The 25,911-nt window shown below is 54.1% G+C and carries 19 protein-coding genes; all 19 read left to right on the plus strand.

Annotated elements, in window-relative coordinates; all coding sequences use genetic code 11:
• Positions 1-227 precede the first annotated feature (227 nt).
• The 19 genes from P1S59_09315 (at position 228) to ggt (ending at position 25,815) form a co-directional block, all read left to right on the plus strand.
• Positions 228-1,646 carry an FAD-linked oxidase C-terminal domain-containing protein gene (locus P1S59_09315; GenBank protein MDF1526451.1) on the plus strand — a complete coding sequence of 473 codons (1,419 nt, stop codon included), beginning with the start codon at positions 228-230 and terminating at the stop codon, positions 1,644-1,646.
• The gene (locus P1S59_09320) at positions 1,639-3,066 is read left to right on the plus strand and encodes a (Fe-S)-binding protein (GenBank protein MDF1526452.1); all 1,428 of its coding nucleotides are present in this window, start codon (positions 1,639-1,641) and stop codon (positions 3,064-3,066) included. Before P1S59_09315 ends, P1S59_09320 begins: the two co-directional genes overlap by 8 nt.
• A 693-nt stretch (positions 3,067-3,759) precedes the next feature.
• On the plus strand, positions 3,760-6,000 hold the full coding sequence (locus P1S59_09325; protein ID MDF1526453.1) for an AAA family ATPase: 2,241 nt from the start codon (positions 3,760-3,762) through the stop codon (positions 5,998-6,000).
• A 25-nt stretch (positions 6,001-6,025) separates the two neighbouring features.
• Complete coding sequence (locus P1S59_09330; protein MDF1526454.1) at positions 6,026-6,790, plus strand: FadR/GntR family transcriptional regulator; 765 nt, start codon at positions 6,026-6,028, stop codon at positions 6,788-6,790.
• 47 nt (positions 6,791-6,837) lie between these two features.
• Positions 6,838-7,446 carry a pyruvate ferredoxin oxidoreductase gene (locus tag P1S59_09335; GenBank protein MDF1526455.1) on the plus strand — a complete coding sequence of 203 codons (609 nt, stop codon included), beginning with the start codon at positions 6,838-6,840 and terminating at the stop codon, positions 7,444-7,446.
• Positions 7,447-7,462: 16 nt separating this feature from the next.
• Positions 7,463-7,795: a 4Fe-4S binding protein gene (locus P1S59_09340; protein MDF1526456.1), complete on the plus strand. Its 333-nt coding sequence runs from the start codon at positions 7,463-7,465 to the stop codon at positions 7,793-7,795.
• A 15-nt stretch (positions 7,796-7,810) separates the two neighbouring features.
• Positions 7,811-9,016: a pyruvate ferredoxin oxidoreductase gene (locus P1S59_09345; GenBank protein ID MDF1526457.1), complete on the plus strand. Its 1,206-nt coding sequence runs from the start codon at positions 7,811-7,813 to the stop codon at positions 9,014-9,016.
• A 64-nt stretch (positions 9,017-9,080) separates the two neighbouring features.
• Positions 9,081-10,061, plus strand: a complete 981-nt coding sequence (locus tag P1S59_09350; GenBank protein ID MDF1526458.1) for a thiamine pyrophosphate-dependent enzyme — start codon at positions 9,081-9,083, stop codon at positions 10,059-10,061.
• 241 nt (positions 10,062-10,302) lie between these two features.
• Positions 10,303-11,277 carry a tripartite tricarboxylate transporter substrate binding protein gene (locus P1S59_09355; protein ID MDF1526459.1) on the plus strand — a complete coding sequence of 325 codons (975 nt, stop codon included), beginning with the start codon at positions 10,303-10,305 and terminating at the stop codon, positions 11,275-11,277.
• Between the two features lie 104 nt (positions 11,278-11,381).
• Positions 11,382-11,861 carry a tripartite tricarboxylate transporter TctB family protein gene (locus P1S59_09360; GenBank protein MDF1526460.1) on the plus strand — a complete coding sequence of 160 codons (480 nt, stop codon included), beginning with the start codon at positions 11,382-11,384 and terminating at the stop codon, positions 11,859-11,861.
• 216 nt (positions 11,862-12,077) lie between these two features.
• Positions 12,078-13,598, plus strand: coding sequence for a tripartite tricarboxylate transporter permease (locus P1S59_09365; protein ID MDF1526461.1), 1,521 nt, complete (start codon positions 12,078-12,080; stop codon positions 13,596-13,598).
• Positions 13,599-13,844: 246 nt separating this feature from the next.
• Complete coding sequence (locus P1S59_09370; GenBank protein ID MDF1526462.1) at positions 13,845-14,783, plus strand: NAD(P)-dependent oxidoreductase; 939 nt, start codon at positions 13,845-13,847, stop codon at positions 14,781-14,783.
• A 152-nt stretch (positions 14,784-14,935) separates the two neighbouring features.
• On the plus strand, positions 14,936-15,748 hold the full coding sequence (locus P1S59_09375) for a TerC family protein (GenBank protein MDF1526463.1): 813 nt from the start codon (positions 14,936-14,938) through the stop codon (positions 15,746-15,748).
• Positions 15,748-16,554 (plus strand): cytidylate kinase family protein, encoded by an 807-nt coding sequence (locus P1S59_09380; protein MDF1526464.1) that lies wholly within the window; start codon positions 15,748-15,750, stop codon positions 16,552-16,554. The genes P1S59_09375 and P1S59_09380 overlap by 1 nt, the downstream gene beginning before the upstream one ends.
• 336 nt (positions 16,555-16,890) lie before the next feature.
• Entirely contained in the window at positions 16,891-18,159 is a 1,269-nt protein-coding gene (thiC, locus tag P1S59_09385; GenBank protein ID MDF1526465.1) for a phosphomethylpyrimidine synthase ThiC, read from the plus strand.
• Positions 18,160-18,275: 116 nt separating this feature from the next.
• Positions 18,276-20,930, plus strand: a complete 2,655-nt coding sequence (gene ppdK, locus P1S59_09390; GenBank protein ID MDF1526466.1) for a pyruvate, phosphate dikinase — start codon at positions 18,276-18,278, stop codon at positions 20,928-20,930.
• A gap of 127 nt (positions 20,931-21,057) precedes the next feature.
• A complete protein-coding gene (locus P1S59_09395; protein ID MDF1526467.1) occupies positions 21,058-21,543 on the plus strand; it encodes a universal stress protein in 486 nt (161 codons plus the stop codon).
• 323 nt (positions 21,544-21,866) lie between these two features.
• On the plus strand, positions 21,867-23,675 hold the full coding sequence (locus P1S59_09400; GenBank protein ID MDF1526468.1) for a phosphoenolpyruvate carboxykinase (GTP): 1,809 nt from the start codon (positions 21,867-21,869) through the stop codon (positions 23,673-23,675).
• A gap of 349 nt (positions 23,676-24,024) precedes the next feature.
• A complete protein-coding gene (ggt, locus tag P1S59_09405) occupies positions 24,025-25,815 on the plus strand; it encodes a gamma-glutamyltransferase (GenBank protein ID MDF1526469.1) in 1,791 nt (596 codons plus the stop codon).
• The last annotated feature ends 96 nt before the right edge of the window (positions 25,816-25,911 follow it).

A 25,911-nucleotide genomic window follows, 5' to 3' on the forward strand; every position in this document is an offset into this window, starting at 1 on the left:
TTGCGAAGATACTCTCCAACACCGGACTTCAGTATCTTCCTGCGGTATTTGGTCGATATGACTATGTGGTAACCCGTGTAGTAGACTGCATGCGCTTGTTTGCGATACTCCATCCACGTATTCTAACCGAAGACAGCGGGTACTTTCATCTACGGGCTTACGCCCGCAGAATTACGAATGAATATTAAATTTTTACGAGGTTTATTATTACAGACACAGGACCTTCAATGGACAGCAGTGTAAAAAACCAGATTCGCACTATCGTAGGTAAGGAACACTGTTCCGACAGGAAAGAGGACCTTTTCCTCTACTCCTACGATGCCATGAACAGACGGTATCTACCCGACATGGTGGCCCACCCCTCTTCTGCGCAGGAGATCTCGCGCCTGATCAACCTTGCTAATGAGAAGCTCTTCGCCATCGTTCCCAGGGGGGCTGGAACCGGCCTTACAGGAGGATCCCTGGCCGTGGACGGCGGTCTTGTTATTACGACCAGCAGGATGAACAGGATCCTGGAGATCGACCCGGAAAATCAGACAGCCTGGGTCGAGGCAGGGGTGTTTAACGGAGATCTTCAGTCAGCGGCCGCCGCGCACGGTCTCTTTTTTCCGCCGGATCCTGCGAGCATGGACTTTTCCACCCTCGGGGGGAATGCGGCCGAAAACGCCGGCGGGGCCCGAGCGGTCAAGTACGGTGTAACCAGGGATTATGTCATGGCTCTGGAGGTGGTTATGCCCACCGGCGAGATCGTCCACACCGGTTCCGCCGCCATCAAGAGCGTGACTGGCTATGATCTTACCAGGCTTATCGTGGGATCCGAGGGGACGTTGGGTGTCATCACACGACTCTGTCTGAAGCTGATCCCCATTCCGGAAGCAGTGGGGACGATGCTGGCAGCCTTCCCCGAAATAAACACGGCAGCCAAGGCTGTGGCCATGATCATGTCCAGCCGGGTCACTCCGTCCACACTGGAGTTTATGGACCGAACCGCGGTAGAGTGCGTTAAGGAGTATCTCCAGGACGATATCCCCCCAGATGTGGCGGCCCTCCTCCTCATAGAGGTGGATGGCAGCCCCTCTGTTGTGGAGGCGGATTCCAAGGTTCTTGAAAAAAAGTGTCTTGAGGCTGGAGCGCGGTATGTGCAGTCCGCCCGGGAATCTGAGGAAAGGGAAGCGCTCTGGACAGCAAGACGGTCTCTGTCACCTGCCATCATGAAGATCCGGCCCCTGAAGATAAACGAGGATGTGGCTGTTCCCCGCATGAAGATTCCCGACCTCATAACCGGGATCGAGGAACTTGCCCGAAAGCACCGCCTTACGATCGTTAATTTCGGGCATGCCGGTGATGGCAACGTCCACGTTAACTTTCTCCTGGACCCTGAGGACAAGGAGGAAGTGTCTCGTGCGGATCACTGCGTCAAGGAACTTTTTCAACTCGTTATAGCCCTGGGAGGAACCCTTTCCGGAGAACACGGGATAGGGATAGCCAAGGCACCCTATCTTGATATCGAACTGGAATCCTCCGCCACGGATGTCATGAAGAAGATCAAGCATGCTCTCGACCCCAACAACATTCTGAACCCCCACAAGACTTTTGATTACGACAAGACAAGCCTTGAAAGGGAACTCTCCCCTCACAATGGATAAAGATCAGACCAGACAACTCAAGAGACAGTGCGTCAAGTGCGGGAAGTGCCAGACGGTGTGCCCCCTTTTTTCAGTTCGGCCGATTGAGGCTTCCGCCGCCAGGGGAAAAATGGCCCTGGCTGAAGCTGTCACCCAGGGACACCTTGATGAATCCGATACCTACCGTAACTACCTGGAAACCTGCCTCCTGTGCGGCGCCTGCGAGGAAATTTGTCCCAACAAGGTCCAGACTCTGTCCGCCATGCTCGGTGCAAGGGAAAGGCTGGTTGCCAACGGGAGAAGCAAGTCAGGGAAAAAACTGATCCTTGAAAATGTTGTAGGTCGTCCTCGCCTGCTTGACCTTGCAATGAGACTTGGCAGGAACTTCCTGGGCCTTGCTTTTAGAAGGATCCCCGCCGAGAGTGGGATCAGGCGAAGGTTCCCGCTTCCCCTTATCACCCGTGACCGGACTCTTCCCAGCCTGGCCGACAACTTTTTCACAGACCGGTACAAGGGACAGGTGAACTCCGGATCAGGGCCAAAGGTGGGGATCTTCCCTGGCTGCATGACCAACTATTTCTATCCCGGGACAGCCGAGGGAATAATAGGGCTTCTAAAAAAACTGGGAGCCTCTGTATACGTTCCTGAAGGTCAGGTCTGTTGCGGTATGCCGGCGCTGACGGGCGGGGCCAGGGAGGTTGTCAGGAAACTTGCATGTCAGAACCTGGAGGCCTTCGAGAAATACGAACTGGATGCTATTGTCACCGGCTGCGCCTCTTGTGGGGGCAATCTCAAGGAAAACTACGGTGGACTTCTCCGGGAAGCTGGTGTCGAAGATCAGCGCATCGAGGAGTTTACCTCCAAAGTGTTTGACATTAACGAGTACCTGTTTCGCCACAGAGCACCTGATCCCCGGGAAGGTACGGTCCAGAAGGAAGAGGGAGGCAAGGAAGAGCTGATCGTAACCTACCACCACCCATGCCATCTCCATAGAGTACAGGGAGTGAAAGCTGAGCCCATTGCTCTGATCCAGTCGACTCCAGGTGTCAGGTATGTCCCCATGGCAGATGATCAACGGTGCTGCGGAATGGGCGGGTCCTTCAGCCTGGAGCATTATGATATGGCAAAGGAGGTGAACGACCAGAAGGTGGCCAGGATCATCGAGACTGGAGCTGATGCCGTAGTGACCTCTTGCCCTGCCTGTATTATGCATATACGCGATGGTTTAAGCCGGAACCAAAGAGGGGACATCGAGGTCCTTCACCTTACGGAACTGCTTCAGCGGTATGACTGTGAAAAGCAGGAGGCAGGAAAGGCTTTGGACTCGGGGACACGGGGGCTGAAGACCGGAACATATGACGCAGAACACAGAACGCAGAATATAATCAGAGGCTTAAAGCCGGCAGATAAGAGAGACTATCTACTCCTTTTTGAAATTTGAAATTGAACCTTCTGGATCAAGGATTGAGTATGGGATCTGAGATGTAAGATTTGAGATCGATAACCGTTCACCTTTTACTGAAAACGCTTTTAAATTAAATTTACAACCTGGAAGATTGATGACTTCGCAAAAAGTCATCAATGCGCCCCGCGCGGGGCGCCCAAATCAATGACTCCGGATATCAGTCATTGAATTGTCATACCAATCTGCAAAACCTGCAAATCCTGTTTATTTTCACCCCTGGAAGCCTTTTGAAAATGAGAACCCTTTCCTTTTGGGAGTTTAAATATTTTACCGGGTTGCCATGCACCTACCAGTAAGGTACACTTACACTGCTAGCCTGAAAAACGTTGCCAATCAAGCGGAAACAGCATATCTGCGAACCAGCCAGAGATGAAACGATGGGGGGGTCCACGTTTCCATATTTAGCGTTGACAGTCGGGGCATACTTAAAGTATGTTTTGGTCTGACCACCATACCATATGCTGATCAGACCTGCGGAGAATCTGGTCTGACCAGCGGCCCATTGGACAACCCGAAAGATGTCGAAAGATGTCTAACCAGACAAGCGGGAATGAACCCATGAGCAAGGACGGTAGAGTTGATTCATACGGGATTCATGATTCTCGTGCATCTATGAAAAAGGGATCAAAAGGACCGAAAAAGGTCAAAAAAACCTCAGCAAGTAATGCCGTGTTTACACCCAAAGACGAGCTTGATAGTCAAATTCGCGAAGAAAAAATACGGGAAGAAAAAAGACCTGAAGAAACTCCACAGAGGGTAAGACCTGGAAAAGAGTTCTCCCTTCGGGTGACCAAGGCCTTTATAGATGATGAAGGTAAGGGACTTGCCCGGATCGACACAGGGCTCCTCCAGCAGCTCGGCGCCATGCCGGGAGAAGTTCTGCAGATCACCGGCCGCCGTTCCACGGTAGCTCGCGCCGCTCAACTCACCGCTAATTACACCGGCCAGGAACTCATTCAGATAGACGGGATCACCCGTGATAACGCCCAGGTCTCCATCGACGAATGGGTTACTGTCTCAAAGGTGCCTTTCAAGGGAGCCGATACGCTTCTCCTTGCTCCCGTAGAAGCCGGCGCTGCCATTCCCAAGGATGAGGAGCTTGCCCATATTCGCCACCTCCTCTCCGGTCTTCATGTGGTTGTGGGGGACAGAGTCCAGATCGTTTTCTTCGGAACCAGACCCCAGTTTTTTATCGTTGAGGGGATGAGCCCCAGGGGCTGTGTGCGGGTAAACGCAAACACCACCCTCTCCTTTAGAACTTCCGATTTCTCTCAGGAGAAATCGTCACGCACATCCTATGAGGACATAGGAGGCCTGGACGTAGAGCTGAGCCACGTCCGGGAAATGATAGAACTTCCGTTGAAGTTTCCTGAACTGTTCGGGGATCTGGGGATCGACCCACCCAAAGGGGTCTTGCTTTCGGGACCGCCAGGAACGGGAAAAACCCTCCTGGCGCGTACTATTTCCAGCGAGGTCAGGGCCCATTTCATCCATGTCAACGGCCCCGAGGTTATCCACAAATTCTACGGGGAGAGCGAAGCCAAGCTCAGACAGATTTTCGAGGAGGCCCGTAAGAACGCACCGAGCATCATCTTTCTGGATGAGATAGACGCCCTTGCTCCCAAAAGGGCGCAGGTCATAGGAGATGTGGAAAAGCGCGTTGTGGCCCAGCTCCTTGCTCTCATGGATGGTGTGAAGTCCAGGGGCGAGGTCGTCATTATCGGCGCTACGAACATGCCTGAACTTCTCGACCCGGCGCTTAGGCGACCGGGTCGTTTTGATCGTGAGATAACCATCGGCTCTCCCAGCAGGGAAGGCCGCAAGCAGATCCTGAAGATACACTCCAGGACCATGCCTCTAGCCGAGGATGTGGACCTGGACCAACTGGCCGAGATATGCAACGGGTACGTGGGTGCGGACATAGCGGCCTTGTGCAAAGAGGCGGGCATGGCGACGCTGCGCCGGATCATGCCCGCCATCAAGTTCCAGCTGGACGAGAAGCCTATACTGAAGGAAGGGGCCGTGATCAAGGTTACCGCCGCCGATTTCGTCGAGGCTTACAAGACCGTGCAGCCCACCTCAACCAGGGAGTTCCATATAGAGAGGGCAAACTTCGCCTTTGACGACGTGGGGGGCCTGGATGAGATCAAGAAAAACCTCCTTTCCATTGCCCAGTTCCCGAAACGCGATCTGCCAATCTTCGCCAACACCCGACTGAGCCCCCCCAAAGGAGTCCTTCTTTCCGGGCCTTCCGGGACTGGTAAGACACTGATGGCCAGGGCCCTGTCGGGCCAGACCGGTATGACTCTCATTGTTGTGGACCCTCCGACCCTCCTTTCCAAATGGGTAGGTGAAACTGAAAAGGGACTCAAGGAGGTCTTCAAACGAGCCAAACAGGCCTCACCATGTATCCTGCTCATTGACGAAATTGAGGCCATCGCCCCGGCACGTACCGCTGAAGACGCAGGCGAGGTTTCCCAGCGCATCGTGAGCCAACTCTTCAGGGAACTGGATGAACTGCATGGATCACTGGGTGTCCTGGTAGTGGCAGCGACCAACCGAATTGATCTCATGGAACCTGCTCTTCTCAGAGCGGGACGTTTTGACTACATCATTGACTTCCCCAGGCCTTCAAGGGAAGAGAGGGTGCAGATTCTGGATATTTATCTCAAAGACATGCCCCTCGACCCCAAGGTTGACCTCGGACACCTCGCAGATCTGGGCGAAGGATGGTCTGGTGCAGACATCGAGGCCATGTGTAAAAAGGCGGTCATGTTTGCTCTGGACGAATGCCTCACCAGCAGTGAAAAGCCGGATCTTAATAAGTGCGTCATTGGCCCCGCTCATTTTGAGCAGGCTGCCGTGCAAAGCCATGTTTCAAACGATAGCCCCCCCGCAGTCCGGCACTAACATTTAGTTGTGGTTCCGGGAGGGGATGAAAAAGGAATACAGATTGTTCAAGCCGGTTAAGAAGACCAGGGTCTACGAAGAGATCGTGATCAAGGTCAAACAGATGATCGAGAAAGGCCGGCTCAACTCTGGAGATCAGCTTCCTTCGGAACGGGAGTTGGCGGAAGCATTCAACGTCAGCAGATCTTCGGTTCGGGAAGCACTCCGTTCACTGGAAACGCAGGGGTATCTGGAAAGCCGGCAGGGAGATGGAACATACATAGCCCGCCAGTCTTTGGAATCCCTGGTCAACCCGTTGGCCACGGTTATCTTCACCGAAAAAGACGGCCAGATGGAACTTTTCGAGATGCGCCGGCTCATTGAGCCACAGCTGGCCTTCCTTGCAGCCGAACGAGCTACACCCGAGGAGATCATCATGCTCGGGAAGGCACTGCAGCTTCAGGAAGAAGCTTATGCAAAAGGGGAAAGTACGACAGAAGTTGACAAGGCCTTTCACTACATCCTTGCCAAAGCAGCCAAAAACAAAGTCCTTTTGCGCATCATCGACAATATCATGGATCTTCTGTCCGAGAGCAGGGATAAGTACCTCCAGGTGGAGGGAAGATCCGAGAGGTCTCTTGCTCGTCACAGGGAGGTTTTAGACGCTATCAGGTCCGGGGACAAGGAACTCGCTACCAGGGTCATGCACGAACACCTGGAGGATATTGAGGATAGACTGTTCTCGGATAAAATAGGAGACAAAACTCAGAATACGACAGGAAAGGGGGGTAGAAAAAGAACGGTCCTTTAAAGAAGCTTTACCAGGTTTCTACACATGAACAAAGGAGGAAATACGTTATGTCACAAAAGGTGTATGAAGTCACAATTTGGGCACGTGGTGTGTTCCAGGACATGGAAGGACGACACGCGACCCTGCTGATGGCAAACGCTGCTGACCTTGGCGGCAAGTTTGTTCAGGCATGGGATGATTATGCAGACCTTCCGGACCGTGTTGGCGTACCGCTTCGCAAGTACGTTCGCCTTGCCGACGAAGAGATCGAGATGCGCTTCGTCTACGTGAACATCAACCCCTCGCTGGTTGTCCTCATGGACGATACCATCGTCAAGGGTATGAACATCCTCAGGGGCATGCCCCAGGGTGGTTCCCTCGTGGTTAACACCAAGAGGACACCTGATGAGATCCTGGCCTTTATCCCCAACAAGGAGCTTCTGGCCAACGTCGTGTGCGTGGATGCCAGCGGCCTTGCTGCTGATACCGCCATCGATTTCATGGGGTCCGAGGGTGGTGTGGAAGTTGCCGCCGTAGGCGCCGGCATTTCGGCACCCCTGGTTGGCGCAGCCGCCAAGGTCTGCGACAGGTTCATCATTGAGAACGTTGTGAAAGTCGCTTCCAACAAGAGTGCTGCGCAGGCCGGTTTTGATGCCGCACAGGTAAAAGCCCTGTAGTTGAAAGGAGAATAATATGTCCAGATTTATTATCCCGAAGCACCTTGAGGTCCCCCTGGGAGCCTGTCTGCCTGCACCGGTCAAGGAGCAGCCTGGCATGATCACCGGCAACTGGCGGACCGAGCGGCCTGTTATTGATCACGAGGCCTGCACGACTTGTCTGAACTGCTTCATCTATTGCCCGGATGCCTGCTGGCATTTGGATGACAAGACCGAGCAGATGGTGTGGAACGCCGATTACTGCAAGGGCTGCATGATTTGTGTCAACGAGTGCCCTGCGAACTGTCTCTCGACGGTAAACGAGCTGGAGTTCCCCGACGGCGTTGTTCGTCTGGAGAAACCCTTCTAAGAGGAGGTTTACAAGATGGCAAAAGAAGTATTTTACAGCGGTTGCGCTGCTGCGGCATACGGTGCCAAAGACGCAAGAGTCGAAGTGATCAGCTCGTACCCCATCCGCCCTTACACGGGCATCATGATGGAGCTGTCGAAGCTGGTTGCCAACGGTGAACTCGATGCAGAGTTCGTCCTGGGCGAAGGTGAGCATGCCCAGGTTTCCATCGCTTATGGAGCCTCCGCGGCTGGCGCCAGGGCCTACACCGGTAGTTCGGGTGTCGGCGTTGTTTACGCCATGGAGTGCTACTCTCCCGCCGCCGGCGGGCGCCTGCCCTGTCAGATGGCCATTGCCGACCGAGCCCTTGACCCTCCAGGTGACTTCGGGTCCGAGCACACGGACGTCATGAGTGCCAGGGACCAGGGTTGGATCATGGGTTGGGCCGAGTCCCCCCAGGAAGTCTATGACAACACGATCATGTACTACAGGATCGGCGAGGACCACAGGGTTCAGCTGCCCCAGTTCTGCTGCCAGGATGGTTACTTTGTTTCCCACATCCCCGGCAAAATGCAGATGGAAGACCAGAAGGCTGTTGATGCTTTCCTTCCGGCCTACAACCCGCCCCACCCCTTGAACCCCCAGAAGCCCATTAACCACGGTCCCCAGATTTTTCCGGACCAGGGTTCTGCCATTAACGTTCAGCGCGCCGTGGCCTTCGACGATGTCGAAGCAGTCATCTCCGAAGTTGTGACAGACTACAACAAGGCTTTCGGCCGAGAGTACAGCCCCTTCGTGGACGAGTATATGATGGACGATGCTGATATCTGCTTCTTCCTTCAGGGCGGCCACGCCCGGACCGCCCGTTATGCCGTGAACCACCTGCGCAAACAGGGCGTCAAGGTCGGTGTTTCCAGGCTTCGCTTCATGAGGCCTTTCCCCACGGCGGCTGTTGCGGCATCCCTGTCCAAGGTCAAGGCTGTCGGGGTCATCGAGACGAACACCTCTTACGGCGGAGTCACCCGCGGCGGCAACATCGCCCCCGAGGCCAGGGCTGCGTGCTATCCCCTGGACAAGAGGCCGGTCATCACCTCCTTCATGGCTGGTCTGGGCGGCGAGATCGTTACGCTCAACGAGTTCTACTCCATGGCCAAGGTTCTGTCCGATGCAGTCAAGAGCGGGAAAGCCAACGCTTCCTACTGGATGAACTTTGAGAAGGAAGTTCTGGATACCCACAAGTAGGGAGAGGCTTTCTTGACTTTGCCAAGGATTACGGTCCTGGCAAATTCGAAAGGAGAATAGGATAATGGCGATAGAAGTAAAAACGCAAAATCTGGAAATGGCAAAGTCGCTCCGACAGGTGAGCCAGGAGGAGCATTATGTTCCTGGACACCGGACCTGTCAGGGTTGCGGACCGGCTCTTGTCTATAAATTGGTTTCAAAGGCCACTGGCGGGAACGCTATCTTCCTCGGCCCCACCGGCTGCATGTACGTGGCCAACACAAGCTACCTTTGTGCTCCCTTTGCTTATCCGTGGATGCACACCCAGATCACCAACGGCGGCGCTGTTGCCTCGGGTATTGAGGCTGCCTACCAGGTGCTGATCCGGAAGGGCAAGTACAAGGGCGAGCTGCCCAGCATCGTCGTCATGGCTGGTGACGGTGGCGCCATCGATATCGGCCTCCAGGCCATGTCGGCCATGATGTATCGTGGCCACGACGCCCTGTTCGTCATGTATGATAACGAGTCCTACGCCAACACAGGCATCCAGGTCTCCCCGGCGACCCCTTACGGCGCCAACACGACCTTCACGCCTCCTGGCAAAAACGTTCCCGAGGGCAGAGTGCTCTTCCCGAAGGATGCGCCTCAGCTGGTTATCGGTGGCCACCCGGCCGTTCACTTTGTTGCAACGGCTTCCGTTGCCTACCCGGTGGACCTCATCAACAAGGTGCGCAGAGGGCTGAACTACAAGGGCCCCTCCTTCGTACACCTGCACGCCCCCTGCCCCAAGGGATGGCTGTTCCCGGCGCGGAAGACCATTGAAGTTGCCAAGCTGGCCATCCAGACAGGCATGTGGGTCAACTACACGTGGGAGAACGGCGAGTACACCTATGACCACACACCCAAAGAGTACAAGCCTGTCAAGGAGTACATGAAGGGTCAGTATCGCTTCAACCATCTTTCCGATGCTCATTACGCCAAGATGCAGGCCTTCATCGATGCCAGGCTCAAGGCTCCCGGCAAGCCTGTCGCAATTCCTGTGCAGGGTCCGAGAGAGCAGGCGTAGTACGGGAGTTGTGTTGAGTGAGAAGATCGTTTTCTAGTAAAATGTCAGTATTGGATGTTCCCAAGGTTCCGGCAGTCCTCATGGGTGATCCCAGGGGGCTGCCGGCGCCGTGGGACTTTCATGCAAACTCTTACAGATTTTTCGAAAGGGGGTGTGCCGACAAAGAGCATAAATGTTAAGCGATGACTTAGGGGGGTTAATGTGGTGTCTAGGTTTTTCCTTTCAAGGAGGTGTGAAGACCATGCAAATGCTAAGAACACGCTTATTTATTCTGTTGTTGGTTCCGATCGCTTGTATCTTTCTCTTTGGACAGGTAGCAGAAGCTGCCTGGCCGACCAGACCGGTTGAGTTCACCATATCCGCCGGTGCCGGTGGTGGCGCCGACAAGTATGCCCGGTTCCTCATCGGTCTCAACGTCAAGGGTAAGTATATCAGCGAGCCGATCATTCCCGTTAACAAGCCCGGCGGTGCCGGAGCGGTTGCCATGCAGGCAGTCCTCGGCCAGAAGGGCAACGGGTACCAGATGCTCATTACCTTGAACAGCTTTATCACCACACCGCTGTTCCAGAAACTGCCCTTCACTTTCCGCGACTTTACACCCATCGCCTTGCTTGCTGTCGATAACTTCCCGCTTTGGGTCCCGGTTGACAGCCCCTTCAAAAACGTCGCGGACTTCATAGCCGAAGCCAAGAAGAGAAGCCTGCAGGTTGGTGGTACCGGTTCAAAGCAGGAAGACGAGATCGTCTTCAGAGCTCTCGAGTCTAAACTGGGCCTCAAGCCCTTCAAGTATGTACCTTTCAAGGGTGGCGGAGATGTTGCCAAGGCCCTCGTGGGCAAGCACATCGAGGCTTCCGTGAACCAGGTCAGTGAAGCTGGAGGGTTCTTCCCGGAGTTCGTCCGACCGCTTTGCGTGTTCCAGGACGAACGCCTAGATATCCCTGGATACGAGAATGTCCCCACAGGGAAAGAGTCCGGCATCGATTTCAGTTACGAGATGATGCGCGCCATCTTCGCGCCTCCCGGCATTTCCAAGGAGGCCCAGGATGGGCTGGTCGGCTTGTTTGAGAAGATCTCCAATGACCCAGCGTGGGTGGAATTTGCATCGAAAACTGGTCTCAAGAGGCAATTCATCACCGGCGACGCTTTAATGGCGTTCGCCGAGAATTACGAGAAAGTGCACATTGAGATCATGAAAGCCCAGGGTTGGCTCAAATAGGTCATAACTGTAATTAAGGGAAAGTTTAACGTTTGAACAGAGGGGGTGCAGGGTAAGTGCACGGCACCTTGCACCCCCTTTTCCTGATCCCTTAGGAGGACCAATTGAGAAAAGGTGAATTGATCACTGCGGCTTTGTTTGTACTTTTATCTGTGATTGTCATAATGGAGTGTTTCAGGCTGGGATTCGGCTGGGAACCGCAGCAGGGACCCCAGGCGGGTATGGTGCCCTTCTATCTGGCGCTGTTGATGGGTGGATGTTCTGTCTATGTTTTTTATCTGGGGTGGAAGAAGGAAAAAGTCGAAGGTGACAACTTCTTCATCAACAAACAGGGGATGATGGAGGCTGTCAAGATAGCCTTTACAGCTCTTATTTTCAGCATTCTTGTCGTTTACACCGGTGTGTACATTGCCATGCTGATTTACGCGCCCCTCTTCGTAAGATGGCTTGGAAAGCACAAATGGTCCACTGTTATTCTTTTTACAGCATGCATCGTTCTTGCGATCTACTTCGGTATGGAAGTGGGCCTCAAAATCCCTCTGCCAAGAAGCCCTCTGTATATGCAGGGCAAGTTCTTTATCTAAATGGTCATGAGGGGGGATTTCCCGGAAGCCGTGTTCCGAAATCACAGCGGTATAGCTACCGTACCAGGCCGATCCGGAACGGATCTCGGCCGAAAGATGAGCTTTACGGACAGCCATCGGGAGATTCGACAGGCTAAATTATGGCTCGCAGAACATGCAGACGAGCTTGGATAAAACATGGATATTTATAACGACATCACAGATCGGGAGGTCTAGATGGAAACATTAGGTCACCTTATGGTGGGGTTCGGGGTCGCTTTTCAGCCCCTGTCCCTTCTAATGATGGTCCTTGGCCTACTTTTGGGTCTTGCGGTGGGTGTTCTGCCCGGGCTGGGTGGTACCGCCGGAGTGGCCCTTCTGCTGCCGCTGACCGTCCTCGTACCGCCGGAGGTCGCGATCATCTTCCTTGCGGCGATTTACTGGGGCGCTCTATATGGGGGTGTGATCACCTCAATCTTATTCGCGATCCCTGGAGAACCGTGGTCGGTTGCACTCATTTTCGACGGTTACCCCATGGCGAAACAGGGTAAGGCGGGCCTTGCCCTGTCTGCCGCGTTTCTTGCCTCTTTTGTGGGGATCTTCGTTGCTGCCATATTTTTCGTCGCGGCGGCTATGCCCCTGGCCCTTTTCGCCCTGAAGTTCGGTCCCCCGGAGATGTTCGCCATCATGCTGCTGGCTTTCAGTACCTTTGTGGGACTTGGCACAGGCCATCCTGCAAAGACCCTGATAAGCACCGCTTTCGGACTCCTTCTCACCGCGGTGGGACTGGATCTCGTTACAGGTCAGCCCCGGTTCACCTACGGTTCCATCGCCTGGCTCAGCGGCTATCACTTCGTTCCTGTTACCATCGGACTTTTCGGTATCGGTGAGATCATGATCGACGGGGAGGACCGCTTCAACTCTGAAATAAAAGAGGTCATTCACGCCAAGGTGGGAATACAGGACATGAAGGACGGAGTTGCTGCCATATGGGCCTTCTTTCCCCAGACGATCTTGGCCGCTGTCCTGGGCTTTTTCGTGGGCGTCCTTCCGGGTACGGGAGCGACTCCTGCTTCCTTTTTGGGCTACGGTCTTGCCAAGCAATACTCCAAAAACCCTGAAAGGTACGGACACGGGGCCATTGAGGGCATCATTGCACCCCAGGCGGCGGCAAACTCCGCCGGTACAGGTTCCCTTCTCCCCATGGTCTCCCTGGGTATTCCCGGGTCGCCCACCGCGGCGGTGCTGCTGGCTGGTCTGTATATGTGGGGACTGTGGCCGGGACCCAGGCTTTTCATGGAGCAGCCGGTTTTCGTGTGGGGCATGATCGCCAGCCTGTTCCTGTCAGGCGCAGTCTGCCTGGTCATCTGTATGCTGGGAGTTCCGTGGCTTGCGGCCATCATGAGGGTTCCGTGGGGACTGCTCACGCCCACCATCGTTATTGCCTGCTTCATCGGCAGCTTTGTCATGCGTAATATCATGTTCGATGTATGGTGTACCCTCGTCTTCGGTGTCGTCGGGTACATTATGAAAAAGCTGAAGTATCCCCTTGCGCCCCTGGCTGTGGCTCTGGTGCTCGGTGACATGACTGAACGGTTCCTTCGCCAGTCCCTCATTATGGGAGACGGGCAGTGGAGCGTTTTCTTCACCCGCCCCATATCCATGTGGTTCATGATTATTGCCATGTTCCTCTTCGCCTTCCCCGCGATCCAGGCCATCAAGGCCAAGGTCAAGGCAGGTAAGGCTTCTGCTGCGTAAGAATATTTTAACCCTGGACGGCCCCTTATCGGGGTCGGCCAGGTCATTGACTTGGGAGTATTTCGCGGGACTGAATAGCAAGAGTGTTTTATTTAAAATGCTTTAAATTGGATCAGATCTTAAAGAGAAGTAAGCGTGACACTACATTCAGGGATTACCATTGAGGAGAAGTGGGCCGGGTAAGGACTTACTTTAAACGTCCGGCCGCTACTCTTTTTTTGAGGGGGGTAGGTCATGAGCGCTGTCATGAGCGCTGCTAAGAGGATCCTGATAACGGGGGGTGCCGGCTCGTGCGGCTTTTACCTCACCCGTTCGCTTTTAAAAAGAGGTTACGAAGTTACGGTGCTGGACAAGGATGTCCAACCACTGAAATCCCTGGGAAATGAGAATCTGACCCTTATTCAGGGTCACCTCGAGGACCGGGCCACGGCAAAAGATGCGGTCCAGGGAATGGATGCCGTCATTCACCTTGCGTGGTCTTTTTCTGCAGATCCACTGGAGGTACTCGAGCAGGATCTCAAAGGCCACATATATCTGTTAGAGGAGATGGCCGAACAAAAAACAGGGCACCTGATCTACACGAGCACTGCCGTTGTTTACGGTAAGCCCAGGTACTCGCCCATTGACGAAAATCATCCTCTCATTGTGGAGGAGGCAAGGAAGCCCCTTTACGGCATCACCAAGGCAGCAGCGGAAAAGCTCTGCCTGATGTACTGGAAGGAAAGAGGTCTCCCTGCCACGGTTATTCGGTTCTGGTGGGCTTTCGGAGATGACATAGGTGGAAGACATTTAAGGGAGATGATACAGACCGCCGCCGGTGGGAAGCCGTTAGAGTTCCCGGGTGATTCAGGTGGCAGCTTCCTTTACCTTGAGGATTTTTGTCAGGGTGTTGAAAAGTGTCTTTTTGCTCCATCTGCTTACGGTCAAACGTTCAATCTCGCCACGGTTTACGTCACCTGGAACGAGGTGGCCGGAATCGTCAGGGAAGTAACAGGTTCAACTTCGGAGATCAGGTCTACCCCATCCAGTGAGTGGAAGGGAAGCCCCTTCCTGGCAGATCCGTGGGAGCTTGACGACACCTCGGCCAGGAAGCTGGTGGGCTATGCGCCTACCGACCCCAAAGAGGCCAAGGCGCTCCTGAAAAAGGCTATTGCAGCTCGCTGGGAGAGCATGAAAAACATCTGAGCTCAGGATATCGAGAGTTAAGGCGCGAGTTAAGGCGAGAGTCGAGAAGAGACAAGTGATAACCGGTTTTAGCTTATATATAAAAGACCGGCACCCAATTCATCCCGTTTTATCCTCTTGGAGGGGAATCATCGGGACGTAGGAGGTTTTGAATGTATATCGACTTAGGTGTGTTCGGGTGGTTTGCTACAGACGCGGCCTTTTTCGCCGGGCTGATGCAGATCATGATCATCAACATCATCCTTTCGGGCGACAACGCTGTCGTCATCGCCCTGGCGGTTCGGGGTCTGGAGCACAAGGAGAGAAAATGGGGCATCATCCTCGGTTCCGCGCTGGCTGTGGTCCTCAGGATCGTGCTTGTTGGTTTTGCGGTAGTTCTTCTCACGGTCCCGTTTTTAAAACTCGTCGGTGGCGCGCTCATCCTGTGGATCGCGGTGAAACTGTTCACCGAGGGGCACGGGGATGAGGACGTAGCAGAATCAGCAGGGATATGGCAGGCGGTGAGGGTGATCCTCATCGCTGACCTGGTCATGAGCATTGACAACGTGCTGGCTATCGCAGGTGCCGCCAGCGGGAACATGTTCCTGATCATCATCGGTCTTGCCACGAGCATCCCCCTCATTGTCGGTACAAGCGCCCTGCTAACCATGCTCATGGATAAATATCCCATCATCATCACTCTCGGAGCGGCTATTCTTGGCAAGGTGGGTGGAGAGATGATGATCACCGATCATTGGGTTGAAACGACATTCCACCCGTCCCACGCTGTTGATATCGGTGTGCAGATCTTTTTCACCATCGGAGTGGTTGTTGTCGGTAAGATGCTTCTCAAGTTGAAGATAGCCAAGGAGGAAAAACTGGCCGCTGAGGGTGGACCGGCTCCGATATGTGATGACGCCGAAAACAACAACTCGGATCCTGAGATTGCCCAGGAGCAGGGCCCGGTAACTGAGGAGGAAAAATAATGGCTATATTGACCATATGCAGGGAAAGCGGTGCTGGTGGAGAAGAGATAGGAAAGGCTGTTGCCGAGAAACTCGGGTATGAATATGTGGCAAGGGAAGTTATTTTCAAGGAGATAGGGGAGCACGGTGATAAGTGGGTGAAGTGGGGCAAGGAAATGGACGATCACAAACCCTCCATGTGGGAGAGGTTCGACCTATCCTTTGCAGGCTTCGTGGCGCTGAAAGAGAGCATCATGTACCAGCACGCCCTGAAGAACAACGTTGTCCTCATGGGGCGAGGCGGTAACTGGATGATGAGCGATTTTCCCCACGCTCTGAGGGTCCGCATCATGGCTCCGGTAGAAAAGCGCATTGAAGTAATCGTCAATCGTGAAGGTATCGATACCGAAACGGCCAGGGAGATGATCGAGGAAGGGGACGCGGAAAGGGCTGCCTACCTTAAGGCGATCTATCACAAGGACTGGACCAAGGCCAAATACTACGACATCATTTTTGACACCGCCAAGCTGAGTATGGACGAGGTTGTCAGGATGCTCGTTGATGAACTCGAAGCCAAGGACAAAAAATTTACCCCTGCTGTCGGCGAAAAACTGGCCCAGAAAGCACTGGCCTCCAAGGTCAAAGCCCGGATCATAACCGGCCTCAACAGCTTCATACCCACCCTCGAGGTCGTTCATGATGGTAAACAGATCGTTCTTAAGGGTACCATTCACAAGGCCGAGGAGAAGGTGACGATACTGAAAATAGCGAAGAAGACTGCGGCCCCGACACCGGTCAAAGATGAACTGCATTACCGCGGCGCCTAGTTAAAAAGACGCGGAACCAGGTTTGTTCGGATGAGGCAGGGCTTTACGCTATACTTGAACCAGAGGTACAGGTGACCGTCATCAGCAGTGCAGTGCTTGGGGATGAACGGGGATTGGCATGGATCATCTGGATATTTGACAACAACAGTACCCCTTAATTGATGGACTTGCAGAAAGACCGTCAAACAGTCCTGGCACCGGCGGGATTGGGGAAAGGGCCACCCCTGTGGTGCGGGACGAATTTATTTCGCTCCCTCGATCATGCCCAGGGCGTGACCGCCTCGCAAAAGGACTAAAAGAAATTTTGGCGAGGTTATAAAAAATGGAGTTTAAAAAATGAGCACGCAAAGAATAGCGGCACTGGAAGGACGGATCACTGAAGAAATGCGTTATGTTGCGGCCGAGGAGGGCCTCAGCGTGGAGGAGGTGTGCGCCTCCCTGGCATGCGGGGAATCGGCCATTCCGGCGAACCCCATTCATAAATCCTTAAAACCCAAGGGCATAGGCAAACCGTTTTCCGTAAAGGTCAACGCCAATATCGGGACCAGTCTGGCCTGCAACGATCCTGAGCAGGAGCTCGCCAAGCTCGAGGCTGCTATCGACGCTGGTGCCGATGCGGTGATGGACCTTTCCACCGGTGAAGGGGCCGGTGAGCTGAGGAAAGAGATCGTAAAGCGGTCCACCATTCCTGTAGGCACCGTTCCCATGTACGACGCGGCGCTGCACGCCTACGAAAAAAAAGGGGACCCTGCCCTTTTCGCACCGGAGGACCTTTTTGAGGCGATCACCCGTCACGCAGAGGATGGGATCGATTTTGTTACCGTGCACTGCGGTGTCACACGGTCCTGTGTGGAAAAGGTGCGCAGTTCAGGCAGGGTGACACGCATCGTCAGCCGCGGTGGCGCTCTTCTCGCGGCCTGGATGGAAAGGGAAGGTGAGGAGAACCCCCTTTACACCCGTTACGACGAGATGCTTGAGATCCTCAAGAAGCACGACGTGACTATCAGTCTGGGTGACGGGCTCCGGCCCGGATGTGGCGCGGACGCCACCGACCCTGCGCAGCTTCAGGAGCTTATTACACTGGGTGAGCTGACCCTGCGTGCATGGGAAGCCGGGGTGCAGGTAATGGTTGAAGGCCCAGGACATGTCCCCCTCAACCAGATACAGGCAAACGTGGTGCTCCAGAAGCGATTATGCCACGGCGCTCCTTTCTATGTGTTGGGGCCGCTGGTGACCGACATCGGGGCAGGTTACGATCACATAACGGGTGCCATTGGTGGAGCCCTTGCTGGTATGGCGGGAGCCGACTTTCTGTGCTACGTTACGCCAGCAGAACACCTCTCTCTCCCGGACCTGGACGATGTTCGAAGGGGTGTCATGGCCAGCAGGATCGCGGGTCACGCAGTTGATATTTCCAGAGGCAACCAGGCTGCCATTGACAGAGACCTGGAGATGTCCCGTTGCCGGGCAGCTCTGGACTGGAACGGGCAGATCGCTCACGCCCTGGATCCGAAAGAGGTCAAAAAGAGGTTGGGCGAAAAGCAGAACATGGAAGATGTGTGCTCCATGTGTGGGAAGCTTTGCGCCATGAAAGTTTTCAGTTAAGGTCTTTAAGGCTGGCCTTAATAAGGGATGCGCTTACCAGAACCGGGGTGCCTGTGGGCTCCCGCGGTACTTTTATATAAAAATAAAAATACATTAAAAGTATAGGGAGGTCGCATATGTCCAAAAAAAAGTATGTTTACTATTTCGGTGACGGGAAAGCTGACGGCACCGGGCAAATGAAGGACTTGCTGGGTGGTAAAGGGGCGGGCCTTGCCAACATGGTAAACCTCAAATTCCCGGTCCCCTCCGGTTTCACAATCACTACGGAAGCTTGCAACACATATTTTGATGACAAAAGGAAGCACCCGGCCGGCATGTGGGACCAGGTTCTTGCCAACCTGAAGAAGGTGGAAAAGTCCATGGGTGCGAAACTGGGGGATGCCAAGAACCCCCTGCTGCTCTCGGTTCGTTCAGGGTCAAAGTTCTCCATGCCGGGAATGATGGACACTGTTCTGAATCTCGGGCTTAACGATACGACCCTGAAGGCTCTTGCGCAAAAGACCGGCAACGAGCGCTTTGCTCTCGATACATACAGAAGGCTCATCACCATGTTTGGCAGTACTGTTATGGGTGTGGATCGGACGGTATTTGAGAAGGCTCTCGAGGCCATGAAGAAGAAAAAGGGCGTTGTGGAGGACACTGAACTTGATGTCGACGACCTGCGTGTCCTCGTGGACAAGTTTCTGGTTATCTACAAGAAGGAGACCGGAAAGGTTTTCCCCAAGGATCCCTTACAGCAGCTTAAACTTGCTATTAACGCAGTTTTTGACTCCTGGTTCGGCGACAGGGCCGTTACTTACCGGAACCTGAATCACATCGACCACGATCTCGGCACCGGCTGTAACGTCCAGGCTATGGTTTTCGGGAACATGGGCGATAATTCAGGCACAGGTGTGGGCTTTACCCGTGATCCTTCAACGGGGAAAAAGAAGTTCTTTGCCGAATACCTTATCAACGCCCAGGGCGAGGATGTTGTTGCAGGGATCAGGACACCTCTTCACATTAATGAGATGAAGAAGATGGTGCCCGCTGCCTACAAAGAGCTGGACCGGATCTATAACAAGCTTGAAAAACATTATAAAGACATGCAGGACATCGAGTTTACTGTCCAGGACGGCAAACTCTATATGCTTCAGACCAGGGTAGGAAAGCGTACGGCGGCCGCTTCTCTTAAAATTGCCATTGATATGGTTAAAGAAGGTGTCATCGACAAAAAGACGGCCGTTATGAGGATCGACCCGGAGCAGATCGAGCAGCTCATGCACCCGCGCATCGATCCCAAGTTCAAATACAACGCTATTGCCAAAGGGCTGCCTGCATCCCCTGGCGCTGCCGTTGGAACAGTGGTCTTTTCCGCAGAGGATGCAGAGAAGGCTGCAGCCAAAGGCGAGAAGGTTGTTCTTGTGAGGCCGGAAACCTCTCCCGAGGATATCGGGGGTATGGACGCGGCCCAGGGGATCCTTACGGCTCGGGGCGGTATGACCTCCCACGCCGCAGTGGTTGCCCGGGGTATGGGCAAGTGCTGCGTTGCCGGATGCACTGCGGTCAACATCGATGAAAAGAAAAAGAACTTCTGGGTAGGGTCCAAAACGGTAAGGGATGGCGATATTATCACCCTCAACGGTACCACCGGCGAGGTTATCCTCGGTGCGGTTCCCCTGATCCAGGCCGAGATGAGCGGTGATTTCAACACCATCATGAAGTGGGCCGACGAGTTCAGGGAGATGGGTATCAGGGCCAACGCCGATACGGTAGTTGATGCAAAGGCAGCCCTTAAGTTTGGCGCCGAAGGCATCGGCCTGGTGCGCACGGAACACATGTTCTTTGAGGGTGACAGGATCAAGGCTGTTCGCGAAATGATCCTTTCCGATGACGAGGCAGGCCGCAGGGCTGCCCTCAAAAAGATCCTGCCCATGCAGCGATCGGATTTTGTCGGTATTTTCAAGGTAATGAAAGGCAAGCCTGTGACCATTCGGCTGCTGGATCCGCCTCTGCACGAGTTCCTTCCCAAGACCGACGCAGAACTCCGTGAGATAGCCAGTGACCTTGGGGTCTCTTTCAAGAAGATCCATGCCAGGAACGATGCACTCCACGAGTTCAACCCCATGCTTGGACACAGAGGCTGCCGGCTTGCCATCACCTACCCTGAGATCTACGAAATGCAGGTGCAGGCCATTATAGAGGCCGCCTGCCAGGTGGCTAAAAAGGGCATCAAAGCGCTCCCTGAGATCATGATCCCCCTCATTGCTGACGTCAAAGAGTTTACAATCCTGAAAGAGATGACCGTTCGAATCGCGACGGCCATTGAGAAGAAGTACAAAACCAAGATCCAATACGACGTGGGAACCATGATCGAGATCGCCAGGGCAGCATTTCTGGCCCACGAGGTTGCTCCGGAAGCCGATTTCTATTCTTTCGGCACCAACGATCTCACCCAGACCCTTTTCGGACTGTCCCGTGACGACGCGGGCCGGTTCCTGCCTTACTACGTTGAGCAGGGCATCTTCGAGGTTGACCCCTTCATGTCCATCGACAAGAAGGGCGTGGGCGCGCTCATGAGGATGGCCATCGACAACAGCCGAAAGATTAAAAAGGGCATGAAAATGGGTATCTGCGGTGAACAGCTGGATCCGGATTCGGTTGAGTTCTGTGATGAGATCGGGCTTACCTATGTGAGCGGTTCACCCTTCAGGTTGCCTGTGGCACGGCTTGCGGCTGCCCAGGCCACTCTGAAAAAGAAGGGTAAAAAGGGCAGAACCAGTATGGCGTAAAGCCAGGTAGCCTTAAAAAAGCTGCTCCCTGATAGGCAGGGGGTGCTTATATGAAAAGCGAACAGGGATTTTAGTGAAAGTATTTTTAATCTTAGTTTAACCAGCCTGAAATTAAGGAGGTTGTCGTATGTACAAGAACATCCTCATACCGACAGACGGTGTCAGAACATGCGAAAGCGCTATTTTTCATGGTATAGAGCTTGCCAAGGCTATCGGCGCCAAGGTGACGGCTCTCCATTCGACACCGAAGCTTACTCCCCACGAGATCCTGGAAATCTACCATCCCCAATTTCTGGTGGGTGGAAGCGACGCAGAGAAGGCACAGCACGCCATGGATCACGTGGAAGAGCTCCACAAGGATGTAGCCGATAAGTCCCTGGCCGCCATCGATAAGATCGCAGGAGAAATGGGTGTACCATGTGAAGTGGTCTACGTCACGGGCAAGGCGCCGGCAGAAGGTATTCTTGAGACATCCAAAGCCAAGAGCTGTGATCTCATCTACCTGGCGACCCACGGCTCAATGGGGCTGACGGGGGCAATTTTCGGGACAGTGGCCACCAAGGTCCTTTCTCAGTCCAAGATACCTGTACTGATTCAGAGGTGCGAACACTAACAGCGTTTCGGCCTTCGTTTTCGAAATGTTGTCAAAGTTGAAGTTTGTCGAAATCCGGACCCGGGAAGGTCCGGATTTCGCATTGTATTACATGGATGGCACGGTGAAAATGTTTTGAGAAGTTAGGTCTGGTACTTTGAAATTTGATACCAGAAATCCAGTGTTAAGTTTTTGCTGGATTTCTGGTATGTGGACAATAAAACGGTATTCTGATAGATAATACAAGCAGGAGGGGAGTTCCTAAGGGTATCCGGCAGCGCCTTGGGGGTTGCCTTTTTCTGTCTGAACGCGGAAATTATAACCATTAAACAGGAGAGCCGTAAATGGCAGTAAAGTGTAAGCATAAAGGTTTGAATAGTTGGGTCGACGAGATCACGGATCTGTGCAACCCTGAGAAGGTCTACTGGTGTGATGGTTCCAGCGATGAGTACGATAGCCTCATGGCCCAAATGGTTGAGGCAGGTGCTGGTATTCCCCTGGAGAAAAGACCCGAAAGCTACCTTTTTCGCTCTGATCCAACAGACGTTGCCCGGGTTGAAACCAATACCTATGTGAGCACCGTTTCCCAGGAGGATGTTGGCCCCACCAACAACTGGGTAGGACCCCAAGAGCTGAAAACCACCATGACCAGGCTTTATGTTGGATGCATGAAGGGTCGTACCATGTACGTTATTCCCTTTTCCATGGGGCCTATCGGGTCTCCTCTGGCCAAGACCGGGGTCCAGATAACCGATAGTCCCTATGCCACTGTCAACATGCACATTATGACCAGGGTGGGTGACAGGGTGATCGAAGCCCTTGGTACAGACGGGGAGTTCATCCCCTGCCTGCATTCAGTGGGAGCGCCTCTTCAGCCCGGGGAGCAGGATGTCCCGTGGCCCTGCGCACCCATGGAACAAAAGTATATCAGCCATTTCCCGGAGGAGAATCTGATATGGTCCTACGGTTCGGGATATGGCGGTAATGCCCTGTTGGGTAAAAAGTGTTTGAGCCTCCGCATTGCGTCGGTTGTGGCAAGGAGAGAGGGATGGCTTGCGGAGCATATGCTGCTCCTTAGGCTGACAAATTCCGAAGGACGGGAGTATCATATCGCGGGTGCCTTCCCGTCGGCTTGCGGAAAGACAAACCTGGCCATGATCACGCCCACTATTCCCGGATGGACGGCCGAAACCATCGGTGATGACATCTGCTGGATGAAGATCATGCCGGACGGCCGGCTCCATGCGATCAACCCTGAAATGGGGTTCTTCGGCGTGGCCCCTGGCACCTCGGCCGGCACCAACCCTGTGGCTATGGAAATGCTGGAAAAGAAGACCATTTTTACCAACTGCGCTCTTACCGATGATGGGGACGTGTGGTGGGAGGATATGGGAATACCAGCGCCGGACCACGCGATCGATTGGAAGGGCAGGGAATGGAACCCGGGTAGTGACGAACCTGCTGCCCATCCCAACGCACGTTTTACATCTCCCATTAGCCAGTGCCCGACGGAGTTCAGCGGTTGGGACCACCCTGACGGTGTTCCCATTGATATAATCATATTCGGCGGGCGACGAGCCGAGATGATGCCGCTTGTGCACGAGTCCTTCGATTGGGATCATGGGGTCTTCATGGGAGCTTCGGCCTCATCCGAAACCACATCGGCCATCATTGACAAACACGGTAAAATGGTTCCTCCCCAGGTACGCCGGGACCCCTTCGCCATGCTCCCCTTCTGCGGATATAACATGGGTGATTATTTTCAGCACTGGTTCGAGATGGGAGACAAGTTGGGTGAAAACGCTCCGCGAATTTTCTACGTCAACTGGTTCAGAAAAGGTGAAAATGGGCAGTTCATCTGGCCCGGTTTTGGTGAGAACAGCCGTGTTCTGAAATGGATGTGCGAGCGGGTAGACGACAAGGGCGGGGCCAGAAAAACCACCATCGGCATGATGCCTGAGGAAAAAGACCTGGACCTTGAAGGGATATCTATCCCGATGGGGGATCTGGAGACGTTATTAAACGTCAATAGTGAGGCCTGGAAGTCAGAGGTGAAGGACATCGAGAGATTTCTGCGGCAGTTCGGGGATCACTATACAGATCGTTTGAAAAAGCAGGTGGAAGCGTTGAAAGAGAGACTTAAAAAAGGGTGAAACGTGAACGGTGAACTGTAAACAGTAAACTTCCCTGGGCCGTGCGTGATGTGCGGCCCTTTTCTTTTCTGATCTCACATCTCAAATCTCAGATCTCAAATTATCCAAAATCCAGGATCCAAGATCCAAGAGTTCTTGTCATCAAGATTTTTTTGCCTAGATAATATCAAGACCCAACACTATTCCCAACTCTATTTCCAAGACTATGAAGAATAAAGTGTCTTTGTCAAAGGTTTACCTGCGTACCCTTCGGTAAATCACCTTTTGTCCTTTCCAGACACTAGACACCAGACACCAGACACTATATTTTTATCTCCTACGGTTTAGCAAATGAATAGGGGATAAAAATATGAAATCAAGCGATTCCAAAGACATTCTCAGCGCCCTGGCAGGGTCCGGGACCGACATGATCACCACACGCCCTGTCATCATGGGGACCCACGGGATGGTCACCAGCGGGCATTATCTGGCCAGTCGCATCGGGCTAAGCATCCTGGAGGACGGCGGAAACGCCGTGGACGCCGGGGTGGCCATGGGGTTTGCCCTGGCGGTCCTCGAGCCCTACATCTACGGTATCGGGGGGGAAGTACCCATCCTCATCTACCTGGCAAAGGAGAAAAAGGTTCTCGCCCTCAGCGGTCAGGGGTACGCCCCCGCTAACTCCAGCATAGATGTCTTCAGGAAAATGGGTATTGACGCCATTCCCGGGGACGGTATGTTGGCGGCCGCTGTGCCCGATGCCGTGTCCACCTGGATCACCGCCCTGTCGCGCTTCGGAACCATGGACCTGGCCCGGGTGCTGGAACCGGCGCACGATCTGGCCCAAAACGGCTTCCCCATGTACGAGACGCTGCGGGCTGCCATCGAGCGAAGTTCGGCGCAGTTCCTTAACGATTGGCCCACATCCGCCAGAGCGTTCCTGCCTGAGGACCGGTTAATGGAGGTGGGCGAGATCTGGGTCCAGCCTGATCTTGCCGGTATGTTTAAAATATTACTGGAGGCCGAGAGCACTGGCAAAAAAAGGGGACGGCAGGAGGGTCTTCAGGCAGCCCACGAGGTCTTCTACAAGGGCGAGATCGCGGAGAGGATCAGCGATTTTTCGCAAAATACCAGCTGGCCCGACTCCACCGGTAAACGAAACAGGGGGCTGCTCACAGGAGATGATCTTGCCGGTTATGCGACACGGGTAGAGGACCCCATAACAGTTAACTACAGAGGGATCGACGTTTATAAATGCGGTCCCTGGACCCAGGGGCCGGTTTTCCTGCAGCAGCTGAGCATCCTGGAGGGGTACGACCTGCCTGGCATGGGACACAACTCCCCCGAATATATTCATCTTCTCATTGAAACGGCCAAACTTGCCTTCGCCGACAGGGAAAAGTACTATGGGGATCCCGATTTCGTTAAGGTTCCCCTCGATGTCCTGTTTTCAAAGGAGTACGCGTCCCAACGCCGAAGACTTATCGATCCGGAGCGCGCCTCGATGGAACTGCGGCCCGGAAACGCGCCTTCCCGTGTCCCGCTCAAAAGGGAGGGCGGCATGGACATCCACAAGGGCGACACGACCCATCTGGACGCGGTGGACAGGTGGGGAAACATGATCGCGGCTACGCCCAGCGGAGGGTGGTTCCGGAGTTCACCTGTCATCGAGGGGCTCGGGTTCCCTCTGGGCACGCGCATGCAGATGTTCACCCTGGACCCGGAACACGCCAACGCCCTCATGCCGGGCAAGAGACCCAGAACGACCCTGACCCCTTCACTGGCCCTGAAAGACGGGGAACCTTACATGGTATTCGGCACCCCGGGTGGGGACCAGCAGGACCAATGGACCCTCCAGTTCTTTTTCAACTACGTGGAGTTCGAAATGAATTTGCAGGAAGCGGTTGACGCGCCGAACTTTCATACCAGCCACTTCCCGGCGTCCTTCCACCCACACAGCGCCGAGCCAGGCGCCATGGCCATTGAAAACCGGGTCTCGAAAGAGACCGTTGAATCTCTCAGGGAAAAAGGTCACGATGTCCATGTCGTCCACGCCTGGAGCCATGGGCGGGTTCTGGGCATCAGGTACGATGCCGCCACATCGGTCATGTACGGGGCCGCCTCACCGAGGCTCGAGACCGGGTATGCGATGGGATGGTAGAAAAATCCAGAGTGCAGGGTACAGAGGCCAGCGAAGGAAACCGTTCGACACGGCGACACTTAGAAAAGACAGACTCCTGGGGTCTAATAACGCCGG

The sequence above is a fragment of the bacterium genome (assembly GCA_029210965.1).
GTDB lineage: Bacteria > BMS3Abin14 > BMS3Abin14 > BMS3Abin14 > BMS3Abin14 > JALHUC01.

Bases quoted from the DNA above. Each gene is read 5' to 3' on its own strand.
- P1S59_09315 (MDF1526451.1), top strand. From the start codon at position 228: ATGGACAGCAGTGTAAAAAACCAGATTCGCACTATCGTAGGTAAGGAA.
- P1S59_09320 (MDF1526452.1), top strand. From the start codon at position 1,639: ATGGATAAAGATCAGACCAGACAACTCAAGAGACAGTGCGTCAAGTGC.
- P1S59_09330 (MDF1526454.1), top strand. From the start codon at position 6,026: ATGAAAAAGGAATACAGATTGTTCAAGCCGGTTAAGAAGACCAGGGTC.
- P1S59_09335 (MDF1526455.1), top strand. From the start codon at position 6,838: ATGTCACAAAAGGTGTATGAAGTCACAATTTGGGCACGTGGTGTGTTC.
- P1S59_09340 (MDF1526456.1), top strand. From the start codon at position 7,463: ATGTCCAGATTTATTATCCCGAAGCACCTTGAGGTCCCCCTGGGAGCC.
- P1S59_09345 (MDF1526457.1), top strand. From the start codon at position 7,811: ATGGCAAAAGAAGTATTTTACAGCGGTTGCGCTGCTGCGGCATACGGT.
- P1S59_09350 (MDF1526458.1), top strand. From the start codon at position 9,081: ATGGCGATAGAAGTAAAAACGCAAAATCTGGAAATGGCAAAGTCGCTC.
- P1S59_09355 (MDF1526459.1), top strand. From the start codon at position 10,303: ATGCAAATGCTAAGAACACGCTTATTTATTCTGTTGTTGGTTCCGATC.
- P1S59_09365 (MDF1526461.1), top strand. From the start codon at position 12,078: ATGGAAACATTAGGTCACCTTATGGTGGGGTTCGGGGTCGCTTTTCAG.
- P1S59_09370 (MDF1526462.1), top strand. From the start codon at position 13,845: ATGAGCGCTGCTAAGAGGATCCTGATAACGGGGGGTGCCGGCTCGTGC.
- P1S59_09375 (MDF1526463.1), top strand. From the start codon at position 14,936: ATGTATATCGACTTAGGTGTGTTCGGGTGGTTTGCTACAGACGCGGCC.
- P1S59_09380 (MDF1526464.1), top strand. From the start codon at position 15,748: ATGGCTATATTGACCATATGCAGGGAAAGCGGTGCTGGTGGAGAAGAG.
- thiC (MDF1526465.1), top strand. From the start codon at position 16,891: ATGAGCACGCAAAGAATAGCGGCACTGGAAGGACGGATCACTGAAGAA.
- ppdK (MDF1526466.1), top strand. From the start codon at position 18,276: ATGTCCAAAAAAAAGTATGTTTACTATTTCGGTGACGGGAAAGCTGAC.
- P1S59_09395 (MDF1526467.1), top strand. From the start codon at position 21,058: ATGTACAAGAACATCCTCATACCGACAGACGGTGTCAGAACATGCGAA.
- P1S59_09400 (MDF1526468.1), top strand. From the start codon at position 21,867: ATGGCAGTAAAGTGTAAGCATAAAGGTTTGAATAGTTGGGTCGACGAG.
- ggt (MDF1526469.1), top strand. From the start codon at position 24,025: ATGAAATCAAGCGATTCCAAAGACATTCTCAGCGCCCTGGCAGGGTCC.